The 15,440-nt window shown below is 72.6% G+C and carries 12 protein-coding genes; 10 read left to right on the top strand and 2 right to left on the bottom strand.

Features of this window, described 5'->3' with window-relative positions; all coding sequences use genetic code 11:
• Positions 1–61 precede the first annotated feature (61 nt).
• Positions 62–1,810, top strand: a complete 1,749-nt coding sequence (locus tag ACIO6U_RS07480) for a FadD3 family acyl-CoA ligase (RefSeq protein ID WP_401716407.1) — start codon at positions 62–64, stop codon at positions 1,808–1,810.
• Positions 1,811–2,135: 325 nt separating this feature from the next.
• On the opposite strand, the gene ACIO6U_RS07475 is transcribed toward ACIO6U_RS07480, so the two are convergent.
• A complete protein-coding gene (locus ACIO6U_RS07475) occupies positions 2,136–2,297 on the bottom strand; it encodes a hypothetical protein (RefSeq protein ID WP_355337672.1) in 162 nt (53 codons plus the stop codon).
• 157 nt (positions 2,298–2,454) lie between these two features.
• Entirely contained in the window at positions 2,455–5,388 is a 2,934-nt protein-coding gene (locus ACIO6U_RS07470; protein ID WP_401716404.1) for a BTAD domain-containing putative transcriptional regulator, read from the bottom strand.
• A gap of 601 nt (positions 5,389–5,989) precedes the next feature.
• Here ACIO6U_RS07470 and ACIO6U_RS07465 point away from each other — a divergent pair.
• From ACIO6U_RS07465 to ACIO6U_RS07425, 9 genes are all read left to right on the top strand, one after another.
• Positions 5,990–6,751, top strand: a complete 762-nt coding sequence (locus ACIO6U_RS07465; RefSeq protein WP_355337678.1) for an AMP-binding protein — start codon at positions 5,990–5,992, stop codon at positions 6,749–6,751.
• A 97-nt stretch (positions 6,752–6,848) separates the two neighbouring features.
• Positions 6,849–8,111 carry an amidohydrolase family protein gene (locus ACIO6U_RS07460; protein ID WP_355337681.1) on the top strand — a complete coding sequence of 421 codons (1,263 nt, stop codon included), beginning with the start codon at positions 6,849–6,851 and terminating at the stop codon, positions 8,109–8,111.
• Between the two features lie 3 nt (positions 8,112–8,114).
• A complete protein-coding gene (locus ACIO6U_RS07455; protein ID WP_401716400.1) occupies positions 8,115–9,071 on the top strand; it encodes an LLM class F420-dependent oxidoreductase in 957 nt (318 codons plus the stop codon).
• Positions 9,072–9,134: 63 nt separating this feature from the next.
• Positions 9,135–9,917, top strand: a complete 783-nt coding sequence (locus ACIO6U_RS07450; protein ID WP_355337686.1) for a glucose 1-dehydrogenase — start codon at positions 9,135–9,137, stop codon at positions 9,915–9,917.
• A 111-nt stretch (positions 9,918–10,028) separates the two neighbouring features.
• A complete protein-coding gene (locus tag ACIO6U_RS07445) occupies positions 10,029–11,153 on the top strand; it encodes an LLM class flavin-dependent oxidoreductase (RefSeq protein ID WP_391043245.1) in 1,125 nt (374 codons plus the stop codon).
• Between the two features lie 48 nt (positions 11,154–11,201).
• Positions 11,202–12,944, top strand: a complete 1,743-nt coding sequence (locus ACIO6U_RS07440) for an amidohydrolase family protein (RefSeq protein ID WP_401716396.1) — start codon at positions 11,202–11,204, stop codon at positions 12,942–12,944.
• Between the two features lie 110 nt (positions 12,945–13,054).
• The gene (locus ACIO6U_RS07435) at positions 13,055–13,642 is read left to right on the top strand and encodes a GNAT family N-acetyltransferase (protein WP_401716394.1); all 588 of its coding nucleotides are present in this window, start codon (positions 13,055–13,057) and stop codon (positions 13,640–13,642) included.
• 189 nt (positions 13,643–13,831) lie between these two features.
• Positions 13,832–14,737 (top strand): NADP-dependent oxidoreductase, encoded by a 906-nt coding sequence (locus tag ACIO6U_RS07430; RefSeq protein WP_401716391.1) that lies wholly within the window; start codon positions 13,832–13,834, stop codon positions 14,735–14,737.
• A gap of 126 nt (positions 14,738–14,863) precedes the next feature.
• Positions 14,864–15,220 (top strand): DoxX family protein, encoded by a 357-nt coding sequence (locus ACIO6U_RS07425; protein WP_391043251.1) that lies wholly within the window; start codon positions 14,864–14,866, stop codon positions 15,218–15,220.
• Positions 15,221–15,440: the final 220 nt, after the last annotated feature.

Below are 15,440 nucleotides of genomic sequence, written 5' to 3'. Positions count from 1 at the left end.
TGCTGACAGGTCGTCAGGCTACCGTTAATCTGACGGGTAGTCAGCTACGGGAGAGGACGTCATGGATGTGGACCTGCGGGACGACGATCCGCGCGACACCTCGTACGGCGACACCTCGTACGGCGACACCTCGTACGGCGACGCCTCGTACGGCGACGCCTCATCCGAGGGCGGTGCCTTCAACGACGGTTCATCCACGGCCGGTTCACCCGCCGACGACCCCCGCGCCGACCTCCGATGGGGCACCCTGCCCCGCCTGGTGCGCGCCGCCGCCCGCGCCCACGGCGAGCACGAGGCCGTCGTGGACGGCCGCACCCGCGTCAGCTACGCCGAACTCGGCGCCCGCGTGGAAAGCGCCGCCGCCGCGGCCGTCGCCTCGGGACTGCGCCCCGGCGACCGGGTCGCGATCTGGGCGCCCAACTCGCTGAACTGGATCGTCGCCGCGCTCGGCGCGGTCAGCGCGGGCGGCGTCCTCGTCCCGCTCAACACCCGCTTCAAAGGCGCCGAAGCGGCCTGGATACTCCAACGCACCCGCGCCAGGCTGCTGTTCGTCACCGGCACCTTCCTCGGTACGTCGTACGTGGCCGCGCTGCGCCGCGCCGCGGGAGAGGGAGACGGCGAGGGACCGCTGCCCGGCCTGCCGCACCTGCGTGACGTCGTCGTCCTCGGCGACGACGCGCCGCCCACCGGATTCCTGTCCTGGCACGGCTACGTGGCGGCCGGCGCCGACGTACCCGCCGCGACCGTACGCGCCCGCGCCGACGCCGTGGCGCCCGGCGACCCCTCCGACATCATCTTCACCTCGGGCACGACCGGACACCCCAGGGGCGCCGTCATCACGCACGCCCAGACGCTGCGCGTGTACGGCGTCTGGAGCGCGCTGGCCGGACTGACCGCGGGGGACCGCTACTTGGTGGTCAACCCCTTCTTCCACACCTTCGGCTACAAGGCGGGCGTCATCGCCTGCCTGATGCGCGGCGCCGTGATCGTGCCGCAGCCCGTCTTCGACGTGGACACCGTCCTCGCCAACATCGCCGCCGAGCGGATCTCCGTACTGCCGGGCCCGCCCACCCTGCACCAGTCGCTGCTCGACCATCCGGCGCGCGCCGCCCACGACCTGTCCGCGCTGCGGCTCGTCGTCACCGGGGCCGCCGTCATCCCGCTGGAACTCGTCGAACGGCTGCGCGCCGAACTGCGGATCGCCACCGTTCTGACCGCGTACGGCCTCACCGAGGCGTCCGGCACCGTCACCATGTGCCGCAGGGGCGACCCGGCCGCGACCGTCGCCGTCACCTCGGGGCGCGCCATCCCCGACACGGAGGTACGGGTCGACGCCGCGCCCGGCGCGCCCGGTGAAGTCCTGGTCCGCGGCTACCACGTCATGTCCTGCTACTTCGAGGACCCCGAGGGCACCGCCCGCGCCGTCGACCCCGACGGCTGGCTGCACACCGGCGACATCGGCGTCCTGGACCCCGAGGGGAATCTGCGGATCACCGACCGCCTCAAGGACATGTACATCGTCGGCGGCTTCAACGCCTACCCGGCGGAGATCGAGCAACTGCTGCTGCGCCACCCCGACGTCCGCGACGCCGCCGTCATCGGTGTCCCCGACCCCCGCCTCGGCGAGGTCGGCCGCGCCTACGTCGTCCGCCGCCCCGGCTCCACCCTCACCGCCGACGACCTCATCGCCTGGTCGCGCCGCGAAATGGCCAACTACAAGGTCCCGCGCGGCGTCCGCTTCGTCCCCGAACTCCCGCGCAACGCGGGCGGGAAGGTCAAGAAGAACGAGCTGCGTACGGCCGCGGACTGACCCGCGCGCGGCCCGGCCCCTGACGAGGCTTGATTTGCGAGGCCCCGGCCCGCGGAAGCGGACTGACCGCGGCGCCCCCTCCGCGCCGCGGTCAGTCTTTGGTGCGCCCCCGGGTGCGTGCTGTGGAACCCCCCGCAGTCACCCGGCCCCCCCTTGGGCGGCTTTCACCGGTCCCCCTCGGCCCCCACCGAGGTTCCCCGGTCCCCCGATCCCCCGTGTTCCCCTGTTGCCCCGTGCTGTTTTCCCCTGATCAACCCCGTGGGTCCCCCTGCGGTCCCCTTGGGGTCCTCCGCGGCCCCGCCCTCCCCAGAGCGGGGTACGGAAGCTACTTGGTGGTGCCGTCCGTGTGGAAGTTGTCCGGCTTGACGACGGGCTTCTTCGGCGTGAGGAGCCCGTCCGGAGCCGTCTGCTCGGTGCCGTCGGTGTGGAAGTTGTCCGGGTCGACCGGCGGGTCCGTCTTCGGAAGTTTCGGAACTTCGGTGCTCATGGTGCTCTCCCTGTGTGCTTGGGGACGTGCTGTCGTGAAAGCCCGCCCGGTGGCGACCCCCGTACACCACCGAGCGGGCAGCTCGTGCAGTGATGGAATCGTGGCATCCACCGATAATCAACTGATAAACGGGCGCGTTGAGCGAATCGACCTGGGCTTATACCGCGACAGAGGGGGATGATTCGTCCCCCAACAGGCGCCGTACATCGGCCGCTTCGGGCGAACCGAGCGCGGTGAAGACGGCCAGGGCGTCGTGCCAGCAGGCGTGGGCACGGACCGGCTGGCCCATGCCGTCGAGCGCGCTGCCGAGTACGGTCAGGGCGTTGGCGGTGCGCCACTCGCCGCCGACCTCGCGGAGGATGACGAGCGACTGCTCGGTGTGGGCGGCGGCCTGCCGCCAACTGCCGCCCGCGAGGTGAACCTTGGAGAGCCGGAAGAGCGTCATGCCCTCCCAGAACTGCTGCCGCGCCTCCCGGAAGATGCCCAGTGCCTCGGTGAGGCAGCTCAACGCGTCGTCGAGGCGGCCCTCCGCGGTGAGCGCGATGCCCATCGCGTACAGGCCGTTGCCGAGCCGGAAGCCGGCGCCCAGTTCGCGGTAGATCGCGACGACCCGTTCGGTCGCCGCCACCGCGGCGGCGATGTCGCCCAGTTCGATCTGCGCGCGGGAGAGATTGCTGAGCGCCGCCGCCTCGCCGTGCTTGTTGCCGTCGGCGCGGAAAGCCTCAAGGGCGGTGGTGTGGTACTCCGCGCACGCCTCGAAGCGCTGGCCCTGGTGGGCGATGCTGCCGCGCAGATTGGGCGCGTAGCTCGACGTCATCGGGTCCTCGGCGGCCAGGCCGAGCACCAGGGCGCGCTTGGCCTCGGTCTCGGCCTCCTCGAACCGGCCCGACATCCGCAGGAGTTGGCCGAGCCAGATCCGCCCGCGCCCCTCCACCAGCGTGTCCCCGCAGTCGTGCGCCGTCGTCACCAGTGTCCGCGTCGCCTGCTCGTATTGCCGCGCGTAGACACCGGACTCCATCAGGTCCTGGGCGACCAGCAGCAGGTCGACGGCGCGGCGCATCGGGCCCTCGCAGCCGCCGTCCGCGGCCTGCTGGACGGCCGCCAGCAGATTCTGCGCCTCGGAGAAGAGCCATTCCAGGGCCTCGTCCGGGGCGCCGAAGGTCAGGCCGGAGTGCGCGGTGAGGGCGAGGTGGTCCAGGACGCGGTCGCCGGGGTTCTCCAACTCGTAGGCGCAGGAGGCCGAGGCGAGGTAGAAGTCCAGCACCCGCGACAGCGCCGCGCAGCGCTCCCGCGGTGTCTCGTCGCGCTCCGCGCACTCGCGGGCGTACAGGCGCAGCAGGTCGTGGAAGCGGTAACGGGCGGGCGCGGCGGACTCGATGAGGCTGATGTCGACCAGTGCCTCCAGCAACTCCTCGGCCTCGTACGGGTCCAGGTCGAGGGTGGCCGCCGCCGCGTGCAGCGAGATGTCCGGGCCGTCGGCGAGCGAGAGCAGCCGGAAGGCGCGGGCCTGCGGCGCCGACAGGTGGCCGTAGCCGAGGGCGAAGGTGGCCTTCACCGCGAGGTCACCGGCCCGCAGTTCGTCCAGCCTGCGCCGCTGGTCGGCCAGTTTGTGGGCGAGTACGGAGACGGTCCAGGTGCGGCGGGCGGCCAGCCGGGACGCGGCGATCCGGATGGCCAGCGGCAGGAAACCGCAGGCCGCGACGACATCGAGGGCGGCCTGGCGTTCGCTGGTGACGCGCTCCTCGCCGACGATCCGGGTGAAGAGCTGGAGCGCCTCCTCCGGCGACATCACGTCGAGGTCGACCAGATGCGCGCCCGCCAGGTCGACCATCCGCACCCGGCTGGTGACCAGGGCGGCGCAGCCGGGGGTGCCCGGCAGCAACTGGCGGATCTGCGCGGCGTCGTAGGCGTTGTCGAGCAGCGCGAGCACGCGGCGGCCGTCGAGGGTGGAGCGGTAGAGCGCGGCGCGGTCGGCCAGCGACTCGGGGATCGCGGAGTCCGGGGTGCCGAGCGCGCGCAGGAACGAGCCGAGTACGGCCTCGGGTTCGGCCGGGCGCGGGTCGGTGCCCTGGAGGTCGACGTACAACTGCCCGTCGGGGAAGGAGTCGCGGGCCGCGTGGGCGACATGGACGGCGAGCGTGGTCTTGCCGACGCCGCCGATGCCCGCGACGGCGGAGACCGCCATCACCCCGCTGCCCTGCGACGCCTGGGCCAGTTGCTCGCTCAGTTCCCTGACCACATTGCGGCGGCCGGTGAAGTCCGCGACGGTCGCGGGCAGTTGCGCGGGCCGTACGATCTCGGCCGGTCCGGCGGCGGAACCGGCCGGGGCGGCGAGCGAGGGGTCGGCCTCCAGGATCTTCTGGTGCAGGTCCTTCAGTTCGGCCGACGGGTCGATGCCCAGCTCTTCGGCGAGCAGACGGCGGGTGTCGGCGTAGACGCCGAGCGCCTCGGCCTGCCGGCCGCTGCGGTAGAGGGCCAGCATCAGCAGGGCGCGCAGCCGCTCGCGCAGCGGGTGTTCGGCGGAGATCGCGGTGAGTTCGGAGACGGCCTCGGCGTGCGCGCCCAGCTCCAGGTCCAGTTCGAGACGGGTCTCGATCAGGCCGAGGTGCCATTCGGCGAGCCGGTTGCGCTGCGTCTCGGCGTGCGGCCCCGGAAGCCCGGCCAGCGGCTCGCCGTGCCACATCTCCAGCGCGGTGCCCAGCAGTTCGCGGGCGCGGACCGGGTCGACGGCGCGCTGCTTGTCGGCCTCGGCGGCCAGCCGCTCCACGACGGCGCAGTCCAGCGCGTCGTCGGCGACCCGCAGCGAGTAGCCGCCGGAGTCGGTGACCAGGGCCTCGGGGCCGAGCGCCTTGCGCAGCCGGAAGGCGTACGAACGCAGCGCGGCGAGCGCGGTGTTGGGCGGTGACTCTCCCCAGACGGCGTCGAGCAGTTCCGACGCGGTCGCCGTGCGCCCGCCGCGCAGCAGCAGCGCGGCCAGCAAGGCGCGCTGCTGTGGTGCGCCGGTGACGATCGGCTCGTCGTCTCGCCAGGCGCGCACCGGACCGAGGACCGCGAACCGCAGGCTGTTGCCCGGTTCCGTCCTGCTTTCCATCTCTGCCCCCTGAACGTGGACCTGCTCATTGTGTACCCGCGCCTGGAGCGGCGCACTGCCTGTGCCAGCCCCCGGCGGTGGTCGGCCGCCGGGCGCTGAATGGTGCGTGACCCGATTATTCGCGAAGCCGGGCGCCCCCGCGGCCCGTCGCCCGCACGTATATCAATCGTTCATCGCCGGACGGAACAGTTGTCCGCATGGCGCACGGGACCGAGGGTTCGGCACCGTCCGTGCCAGTTTGCCGTGTCGGGCCGCCGGGGTCACCCCGTGCAAGGACCCGAACCGGACTTGCAGCAAAAGTTGGGCTGGAATTTGAGGTTCCGTCTGTGCGTGCGCGGAGGTTGTGCTGTGTGGGACTGGTCCATGCCGGTGTGTGTCCTGCGAAAGAACAGGTAGCGGGCGTTTCATGTGTGCTGAGTGCACGAGTCATGCGGCAGGTGCCGGTGAGCCGGACGGGCCGATCGGGTCACTGCCTGTCAGGCCGGGGCACCTGCCGTCGGCCGCCGGTTCCGAGCTGTTCCGGGCTCCGGTACGCGAGGTGCGCCCGGTGCGCCCGGCCGGATCCGTACGACGGATGCCGGCCCCGGCCGCGGGGCCCGCGATGAGCGGCGAGGGCCGCGAGCGGCCCGGCGGCGGGGGCGGCGGCAACGGCGGCACGCGGCGGCTCGGGGACGCCGGGCGGCTGCCCGGCGAGTTGCTGCGCCGCCGCGCCGAGCGCGCCCCGCAGGCCGTGCCCGCGCTGCCGTATCCGCGGACGACCGTCAGCGGCACCGCGGGGTGCAGCTTCGCCGAACTCGACCGGCGGGCCCGCGCGGTGGCCGCCCGGCTCGGCAGCCTGCTGGCTCCCGGCGCGCGCGTGCTGCTCGCCTATCCGCAGGGCCCGGACCTCGCGGGCGCCTTCTTCGGCTGCCTGTACGCGGGGATGGCCGCGGTGCCGCTGGTGCTGCCGGGACCGGGCGCCAACGACGCGGTCTCCCGCGCGGTCCGCCGCTGCGACCCCGACCTGGTGCTGACCGGCTCCGACGGCTGGTCCGCGCTGGCCGTCGACCGCACCCGTACCCAGGTGATGGAGGCGGACGGCGTCCGCGTCGCGGGCGAGCCCGTGTGGCGGCTGGCGCAGAACTGGCGGCCGGTCGGCGTCCTGCGCAGCGCGCCCGCGTACCACCGCTACTACGACGACGGCGTGGTCGGCGGGCGGCTGGAGCCCGCGATGGCGCACGCCGATCTCACCGAGGTGATGGGGGAGTTGGCGCAGGCGGTACGGCTGGGCACCGACGAGGAGAACGTCGGCTGGATCGCGGCCGTGCACGGCGTGGAGGACGCGGTGTGGCGGATTCTGCTGCCGGTGCGGGTGACCGACTGACGTCCGCCGCAGCCGGGGAGCCCCGGAGGCCGGTAGTGCCAACGATGTGACGACACGTTAGCTGACGGATCGTCAGATCGGCGCTACCGTTGTGCCCATGGAGACCTTCCCGAAGATCATCTCGGTGGACGACCACACCGTGGAGCCCGGCAACGTCTGGCGGGACCGGCTCCCGTCGAAACACCACGACACCGCGCCGCGCATCGTGCGCGCGCCCCTGAAGGAAATGACCTTCCTCGGCGGCCGGTTCGCGCCCACGATGGGCGAGCCGGGGGACGAGGGACCGCTCGCCGACTGGTGGCTGTACGAGGGCCTGCGCCGCCCGCTGACCCGGCTCGACACCGCCGTCGGCTACTCGCGCGACGAGATCAGGCTCGAAGCGATCACGTACGAGCAGATGCGGCCCGGCTCGTACTCGGTGCCCGAGCGGCTGGCCGACATGGACGTCAACCATGTGCAGTCCGCGCTCTGCTTCCCCACCTTCCCGCGCTTTTGCGGCCAGACCTTCACCGAGGCCGAGGACCACGACCTCGGGCTGCTGTGCGTGCGCGCGTACAACGACTGGATGGTCGAGGAGTGGTGCGGCCCGCAGGCGGGCGGGCGGCTGATACCGCTGACCCTGATACCGCTGTGGGACGCCGAGTTGGCCGCCGCCGAGGTACGGCGCAACGCGGCGCGCGGCGTACGCGCGGTCTGCTTCTCCGAGATCCCGCCGCACCTCGGACTGCCGTCGGTGCACACCGACTACTGGGACCCCTTCTTCCGCGCCTGCGACGAGACCGGCACCGTCATCGCCATGCACATCGGCTCCTCCAGCCGGATGCCGTCCACCTCCGCCGACGCGCCGCCCGCGGTCGGTTCCACCATCACCTTCGCCAACTGCTGCTTCTCGATGGTCGACTGGCTGATGTCCGGCGCCCTCGAACGCTTCCCGAACCTCAAGATCATGTACGCCGAGGGGCAGATCGGCTGGATCCCGTACATCCTGGAGCGCGCCGACGTCGTCTGGGAGGAGAACCGCGGCTGGGGCGGGGTCGCCGACAAGGTGCGGCGCCCGCCGTCCGAGACCTTCGCCTCGCACGTCTACGGCTGCTTCTTCGACGACGCGGTCGGCCTGCGCAATCTCGACGCGGTCGGCGTCGGCAACGTCCTCTACGAGACGGACTACCCGCACTCGGACTCCACGTGGCCCACGTCGCGCGAGGTCGGCGAGGCGCAGATGGGCCACCTCTCCCAGGACGTGGTGGAGCGGATCGTGCGCGGCAACGCCATCGACCTGCTCGGCCTGACCCCCGACGGCCTGTGGCCCGGGCCCGGTTCGAGCGCCGGGCCGGTCCCGGGACCCGGCGCGGGGGCGTAGGCCATGGGCGTCCCGCGCGTGCTGCCGCCAGGGCGGCTCTCCTACGGCATGCAACTCCCCGTCCAGTCGCAGAGCACGATGTACGCCGAGGGCTGGGAGGCGGACGCGGGCCCGGCCGAACTCGCCGCCGTCGCCCGCGCCGCCGACCGGCACGGCTTCGCGTACGTGGCCGTCTGCGACCACATCGCGGTGCCGCGCAGGCTGGCCGCCGCGATGTCCACCACCTGGTACGACCCGGTGGCCACGCTCGGCTATCTCGCCGCCGTCACCGAACGCGTGCGGCTGCTCAGCCATGTCGCCGTCGTCGGACTGCGGCACCCGCTGGCCACCGCCAAGCAGTACGCGACGCTCGACCGGCTCTCCGGCGGGCGGCTGATCCTCGGTGTCGGGGCCGGGCACGTGGCCGAGGAATTCGACGCGGTCGGCGCGGACTTCGCCGGGCGCGGCGGCGTACTCGACGAGACCATCGACGCGCTGAAGGCGGCGCTCGGCGAGGACGAGTTCCCCGAACACCACGGCGAGCGCTACGACTTCGCCGGTCTCGGGCAGCGGCCACGCCCGGTGCAGACGCCCCGGCCGCCGGTCTGGGTCGGCGGCTCGTCACCGGCCGCCGTCCGCAGGGCCGCCCTCAGGGGTGACGGCTGGCTGCCGCAGGGCGACCCGCGCGACCGGCTGCCGGGCCGGATCGACCGCGTCCGGCGGCTGCGCGCCGAGGCCGGGATCGCCGACCCGATCGAGATCGGCGCGATCGCGGAACCGCTCTACGTCGGCGAGCCCGGCTGGCACGTCGGCCGGTACACCCTGCACGGCGAGCCGGACGCGCTCGCGGAGAGCCTGCGCGCCTACCGGGCCATGGGCGTCGACCAGATCCAGGTGCGCTTCCGCAGCCGGGGCGTGGCCGAACTCCTCGACCAGATGGCGGCGTTCGCCGCCGATGTGGCACCGCACCTCGACATGTGAGGCCCGTTGCCCCCCGTTGCCCCCCGTTGACCCCCCGTTGTCCCACCACCCCCGGAGGCCCGGATGGGCAAGCTCGACGGCCGTACCGTCCTGATCACCGGCGCCGCGCGCGGCCAGGGCGAGCAGGAGGCCCGGCTCTTCGCCGCGGAGGGCGCGCGCGTGCTGCTCGCGGACGTGCTGGACGACCAGGGCGCGGCGCTGGCCGAGGAGATCGGCGACGCGGCCCGCTACACCCGGCTCGACGTCGGCAGCGAGGACGACTGGACGGCGGCGCTGGCGTACGCCGACGAGCAGTTCGGCGGCCTCGACGGACTGGTCAACAACGCCGGGATCCTGCGCTTCAACGCGTTGGCGGACACCCCGCTGGAGGAGTACCTCCAGGTCGTCCGGGTCAACCAGGTGGGCGCCTTCCTCGGCATGCGGGCCTGCGCGCCCGCGCTGACCGCCGCGGGCGGCGGCACGATCGTCAACACCGCTTCGTACACGGCGCTCAGCGGCATGGCGCTGCTCACCTCGTACGCGGCGACGAAGGCGGCGATCGTCGCCATGACGCGGGTGGCGGCGCTGGAGCTGGCGCCGCACGGGATCAGGGTGAACGCGATGTGCCCCGGCGCCGTGGACACCCCGATGGCCAATCCCGCGGTGCTCGACCCGGCCGCCGACCAGGAGGCGATGGCGGCGGCCACCGCCCGCTTCTACCGCAAGCTGCTGCCGCTGGGCCGGATGGGCCGGGCCGACGAGATCGCCAGGCTCGCGCTCTTCTTGACCAGTGAGGACTCCTCGTACGTCACCGGGCAGCCGTTCGTCATCGACGGCGGCTGGCTGGCGGGAGTCGCGGCGCTCTGAGTCCGCCGTCGAGCGGATCTGACGGTCCATCAGCTATTGACGCCCCACCGTGCCGGTGGAAGAGTCGGATCAGATCTGACGGAGCGTCAGAAACCGGAGGATGGTGACCCCTTGGAATTCGGGCTCTTTGTACAGGGATATGTGCCCGCCGCGCGGGCCAAGGCCGACCCCGAGGCCGAGCACCACGCGCTGATCGAGGAGACCGAGTACGTCATCCAGGCGGACCGCTCCGGCTTCAAGTACGCCTGGGCCTCCGAGCACCACTTCCTGGAGGAGTACTCGCACCTGTCGGCCAACGACGTCTTCCTCGGCTATCTCGCCCACGCCACCGAGCGCATCCACCTCGGCTCCGGCATCTTCAACCCGCTCGCGCCGGTCAACCACCCGGTGAAGGTCGCCGAGAAGGTCGCCATGCTCGACCATCTCTCCGGCGGACGCTTCGAGTTCGGCTCGGGGCGCGGCGCGGGCAGCCACGAGATCCTCGGGTTCATGCCGGGCATCACCGACATGAACCACACGAAGGAGATCTGGGAGGAGACCATCGCGGAGTTCCCCAAGATGTGGCTCCAGGACGAGTACCCCGGCTTCAGCGGCAAGCACTGGTCGCTGCCGCCGCGCAAGATCCTGCCCAAGCCGTACGGCCGCTCCCACCCGGCGATGTGGTACGCGGCCGGCTCGCCGCCCTCGTACGCGATGGCCGCCCGCAAGGGCCTGGGCGTGCTCGGCTTCAGCGTGCAGAAGGTCTCCGACATGGAGTGGGTCGTCGAGTCGTACAAGTCGGCGATCGGGCAGGCCGAGCCGGTCGGCGACTTCGTCAACGACAACGTGATGGTGACCTCGACCGCGATCTGCGCAGAGACCACCGAGAAGGCGCGGCAGATCGCCGTCGGCGGCGGCCTCAACTACCTCCAGTCGCTGCTCTTCCGCTACCACGACACCTTCCCGCGCCCCGACGGCATCCCGGTCTGGCCCGAGCTTCTGCCGGACTACACCGAGGAGTTGATCGATCTGCTCATCTCCGAGGAGCTGATGATCTGCGGCAACCCCGACGAGGTGCTGGCGCAGTGCAAGCGCTGGGAGCAGGCGGGCGCCGACCAGTTGACCTTCGGGCTGCCGATCGGCATCGGCTACGAGGACACGATGAACACGATCAAGCTGATCGGCGAGCACGTCATACCCGTCATCGACACCGACCCGGTGCACCGCACGACCCGGTTCCGGCAGGCGGCGGCGTAACGCGACCGGGCGGCACGCACCAGCGCGACGTACGAGAGGAGCACACCCGTGTTCGACCATGTGATCAAGGGCGCCACCGTGGTGGACGGCACGGGCGCGCCCTCCCGTACCGCCGACGTGGCGCTGCGCGGCGGCCGGATCGCGGCCGTCGCCGAACCCGGCGGCCTCGGCGAGAGCGGGCGCTCCCAGGAGGACGCCACCGGCCTCGTCCTGACCCCCGGCTTCGTCGACCCGCACACCCACTACGACGCCCAGCTCTTCTGGGACCCCTTCGCCACGCCCTCGATGAGCCACGGCGTGACCACCGTCGCGGGCGGCAACTGCGGCTTCACGCTCGCGCCGCTCCACCCCGACCGGCCCGAAGACGCCGACTACACAAGGCGGATGATGTCCAAGGTCGAGGGCATGTCGCTGGCGGCGCTCGAAGAGGGCGTCGACTGGACGTGGTCGTCCTTCGGCGACTACCTGGACGCCCTGGAGGGGCGGATCGCCGTCAACGCCGGTTTCATGGTGGGCCACTGCGCGCTGCGCCGCCACGTGATGGGCGCCGACGCGGTCGGCGGACAGCCCACGCGGGACCAACTCGATGCCATGCTGCGGCTCTTCCACGAATCCATGGAAGCCGGCGGCTGGGGCCTTTCCACCACGCAGTCCAGTACGCACTCCGACGGCGACGGACGGCCGGTCGCGTCCCGGCACGCCCGGCCGGACGAACTCCTGGCCCTGTCACGGGCGGTGGGCGAACACGAGGGCACCCAGATCGAGGCCATCGTGGCGGGCTGCCTCGACCAGTTCGCGGACGAGGAGATCGACCTGCTCGTGGAGATGAGCGCCGTCGCCGGGCGCCCGCTCAACTGGAACGTCCTCACCATCGACGCCGCCGTCCCCGAACGCGTCCCGCGCCAACTCCTCGCCTCGGAGCGGGCCCGCAAGGCGGGCGGCCGGATCGTCGCCCTCACCATGCCGATCCTCACCCCCATGAACATGTCGCTCGGCACCTTCTGCGCCCTCAACCTCATCCCCGGCTGGGGCGACATCCTCGCCCTGCCCGTCCCCGAACGCATCGCGCGGCTGCGGCAGCCCGCCGTACGCGCCGAGATGCTGCGCCGCGCCGCCAGCCCCGAGGCCGGGGTCTTCCGCCGCCTCGCCGACTTCGGCCGCTACGTGATCGGCGACACGTACAGCGACGCGAATCAGGGGGTGTCGGGGCGGGTCGTCCGCGACATCGCGGCCGAACGCGGGCAGGAACCCTTCGAGACGATCGTCGAGATCTGCGCCAACGACCGCATGCGCACGGTGCTCTGGCCGATGCCCACCGACAACGACCCCGACTCCTGGGCGCTGCGCCGCCGCACCTGGGACCACGAGGACGTCATGCTCGGCGGCTCCGACGCGGGCGCCCACCTCGACCGGATGTGCGGCGCCCCGTACACCACCCGCTTCCTCGGCGACTGCCTGCGCGGACGTCAACTCCTGCCGCTGGAGCGCGCCGTCCGCATGCTCACCGCCGACCCCGCCCGCCTCTTCGGCCTGCGCGGCCGCGGCGTGATCACCCCGGGCAACGCCGCCGACCTCGTCCTCTTCGACCCCGAACGCATCGACGCGGGCCCCGCCACCCTCCTGCACGACCTCCCCGGCGACAGCCCCCGCCTCGACTCCCGCGCCACCGGCATCCTCAGCGTCCGCGTCAACGGCGTCGAGACGATCCGCGACGACACCGTCACCGGCGCCGTCCCCGGCACCGTCCTGAGATCCGGCCGCGACACGGCAACCGTCCGAACCACCCCCTGACCGGCGGGGGGCCGCGCGGCCGGTGCCATGCTGGGCGCTGCCGTGCTGGGCGGTGCGCGGGGGCCGAAATCCCGTCGCCGACACGATCGTCGGCTCCCTAGCATGCGAGCGTGACCGAGGACGGGGAAGAAGAGGGCGAGCGGCGGCGGGTGCCCGTGCTGCGCGGGCGGGGCGTCGCGCTCACCCCGCTGGAGGCGGACGACGCCGAATTGCTGCACGAGTGGCGGGCGGACCCGGTGGCCACCCACGAGATCGGCATCTGGCCGCGCCCGCTGTCCTGGCTGCGCGAGCGCGTGGAGCGCGACATCGACGACAACGACCGCGACGACTTTCTCGTCCTGTTGCCGGACGGCACCCCGATCGGGCACGTCGCCCTGATCGAACAGGACCTCGCCGACGGCACCGCCGAGCTGTACCTGTTGCTCGACGCCGCCCACCGCGAGCGCGGCCACGCCACCGCCGCCCTCGACGCGCTGATCGACCTCGCCTTCGGCGACCTTCCGCTGCACCGCCTCCAGGCCGTCACCCACACCACCAACACGCCCGCGCTCGCCGTACTCGCCGCCTCCGGCTTCGTCCACGAGGGCGTGCGCCGCTCCTGGTGCCAGCACCGGGGCCGCCGCCACGACGCCGCTGTCCTCTCGCTGCTCCGCCCCGAGTGGGAGGCGCTGAGCAGGCCCCGCGCGTGGGACCACTGAGGTACGGCCGCCGGTCCGCGTCGGTCGTCGCGTCGGTCGTCCCGTCGGTCTTCGCATCCGTCGTCGCGTCGGACTCCGGTCCTGGGCCCCGGGCCCGGCGGGACTGACAGACTGGCGCGTACGCGCGGCATTCGCGGCACCCCTGGCTCCCGCCCTCCTGCCCCCGTGCGCCGAGATCGGAGCGAAGTGATGAAGGCGGCCCGTTTCAGCCGGTTCGGGGGACCCGAGGTCCTGGAGGTCGTGGACCTTCCCGATCCGCACCCGGGCCCCGGCCGGATCCGTATCGCGGTACGCGCGGCGGGACTCAACGCGAGCGACTGGAAGAAGCGGAAGGGCCTCATGGACGAGGAGCTTCCGCAGACCCTGGGGTACGAGGCGGCGGGCGTCGTCGACGAGGTCGGCGAAGGGGTGACCGATGTGGCCGTCGGCGACCGCGTGTTCGGCCTCTGCGCCGAGGGCGCCGCGCAGGCCGAGCTGGCGGTGCTCTCCTTCTACGCGCCGATCCCGGCGTCGCTCGACTTCGCCGGGGCCGCCGCGCTGCCGTCCGCCGTCGAGACGGCGGCGCGCGGCCTGGACCAGCTCGGCGTCCGCGGCGGCACTGTCCTGATCAACGGCGCCTCCGGGAGCGTCGGCGCCGCCGCCGTGCAGCTCGCCGTGGCGCGCGGCGCCCGCGTCATCGGCACCGCGAGCCCGGCCAACCACGACTTCCTCCGCTCGCTCGGCGCCGAACCCGTCTCGTACGGCGACGGTCTCTCCGACCGCGTCCGCGCGCTCGCCCCCGACGGCGTGGACACCGCCCTCGACGTCGCCGGGAGCGGCGCCCTCCCCGAACTCATCGCCCTCGCGGGCGGCCCCGACCACGTCGTCACCCTCGCGGACTTCCTCGGCGCCCGCGAGCACGGCGTCACCTTCAGCCGCGGTGACAGCGGCCGGGCCCTCTACGTCCTCACCGAGATCGGCCCGCTGATCGAGGCGGGCCGCTTCTCACTGCCCGTCGCCCGGACGTTCCCCCTCGCCGACATCGCACAGGCGCACCGCCTCAGCGAGGAGGGCCACGTACGGGGCAAGATCGTGCTGACGGTCAACGCCGCGTAGCCGCCCGCGCGGTTCACGCCGTGCCAAGTGCGTGCGACTCACGGTCAACTCCCGCTCGGCGGGGGCGCCTTAGCCTTCCCGTACGAGGTGTCACCCCGACGTGTCACGCACAGAAGCGGAGCTGCCGTGTTCGCCGCCTATCTGACGGTCACCATCCTCGGCGCCCTCTTCAACGGCGCCGCCGCCGTCACCTACCTCATCGGCCACGAATACCCCAAGACCCAGGCCGACATGAAGGGCCTGCCCCGCAAGTGGGTGCCCGTCCTCGGCGCGTTGCTCGCCGCCGGCACGGTCGGCCTGCTGGCCGGGCTCGCCGTCCCCGTCCTCGGCACCCTCGCCGCCTGCGGCCTCATCCTCTACTTCATCGGCGCCGTCACCGCCCACCTCCGCGTCGGCTCCCGCGACATCCTCGGCGGCATCGTCTTCCTCGCCACCGCGGCAGCCGCCCTGACCCTGGGCCTCGCCCACCACGGCGCCTGGTAGTCCTCCGAGCGTGACGGTGCCGTCGGCGTTTCGGGAGGCCGACGGCCAGTAAGGGCGTACCGCGTACCGGACGCGCTCAGTGATGCGCCGATAACGCTCTGGATTTGAGCCGTTCACTGAAGCTAGGCTGCCCGGAGGGGGAACTGCGACCGTTTGGCCGGGCAGTGCTCGGCCGGGGAGGGACGGGCCGACGCGATGGAACTCGACCGGATCTTCGATC

This window comes from Streptomyces sp. NPDC087422, from assembly GCF_044744145.1.
Taxonomy (GTDB): Bacteria; Actinomycetota; Actinomycetes; order Streptomycetales; family Streptomycetaceae; genus Actinacidiphila.
The sequence above is the reverse complement of the archived record's forward strand: the minus strand, read 5'-3'. Positions and strand labels throughout refer to the sequence as shown.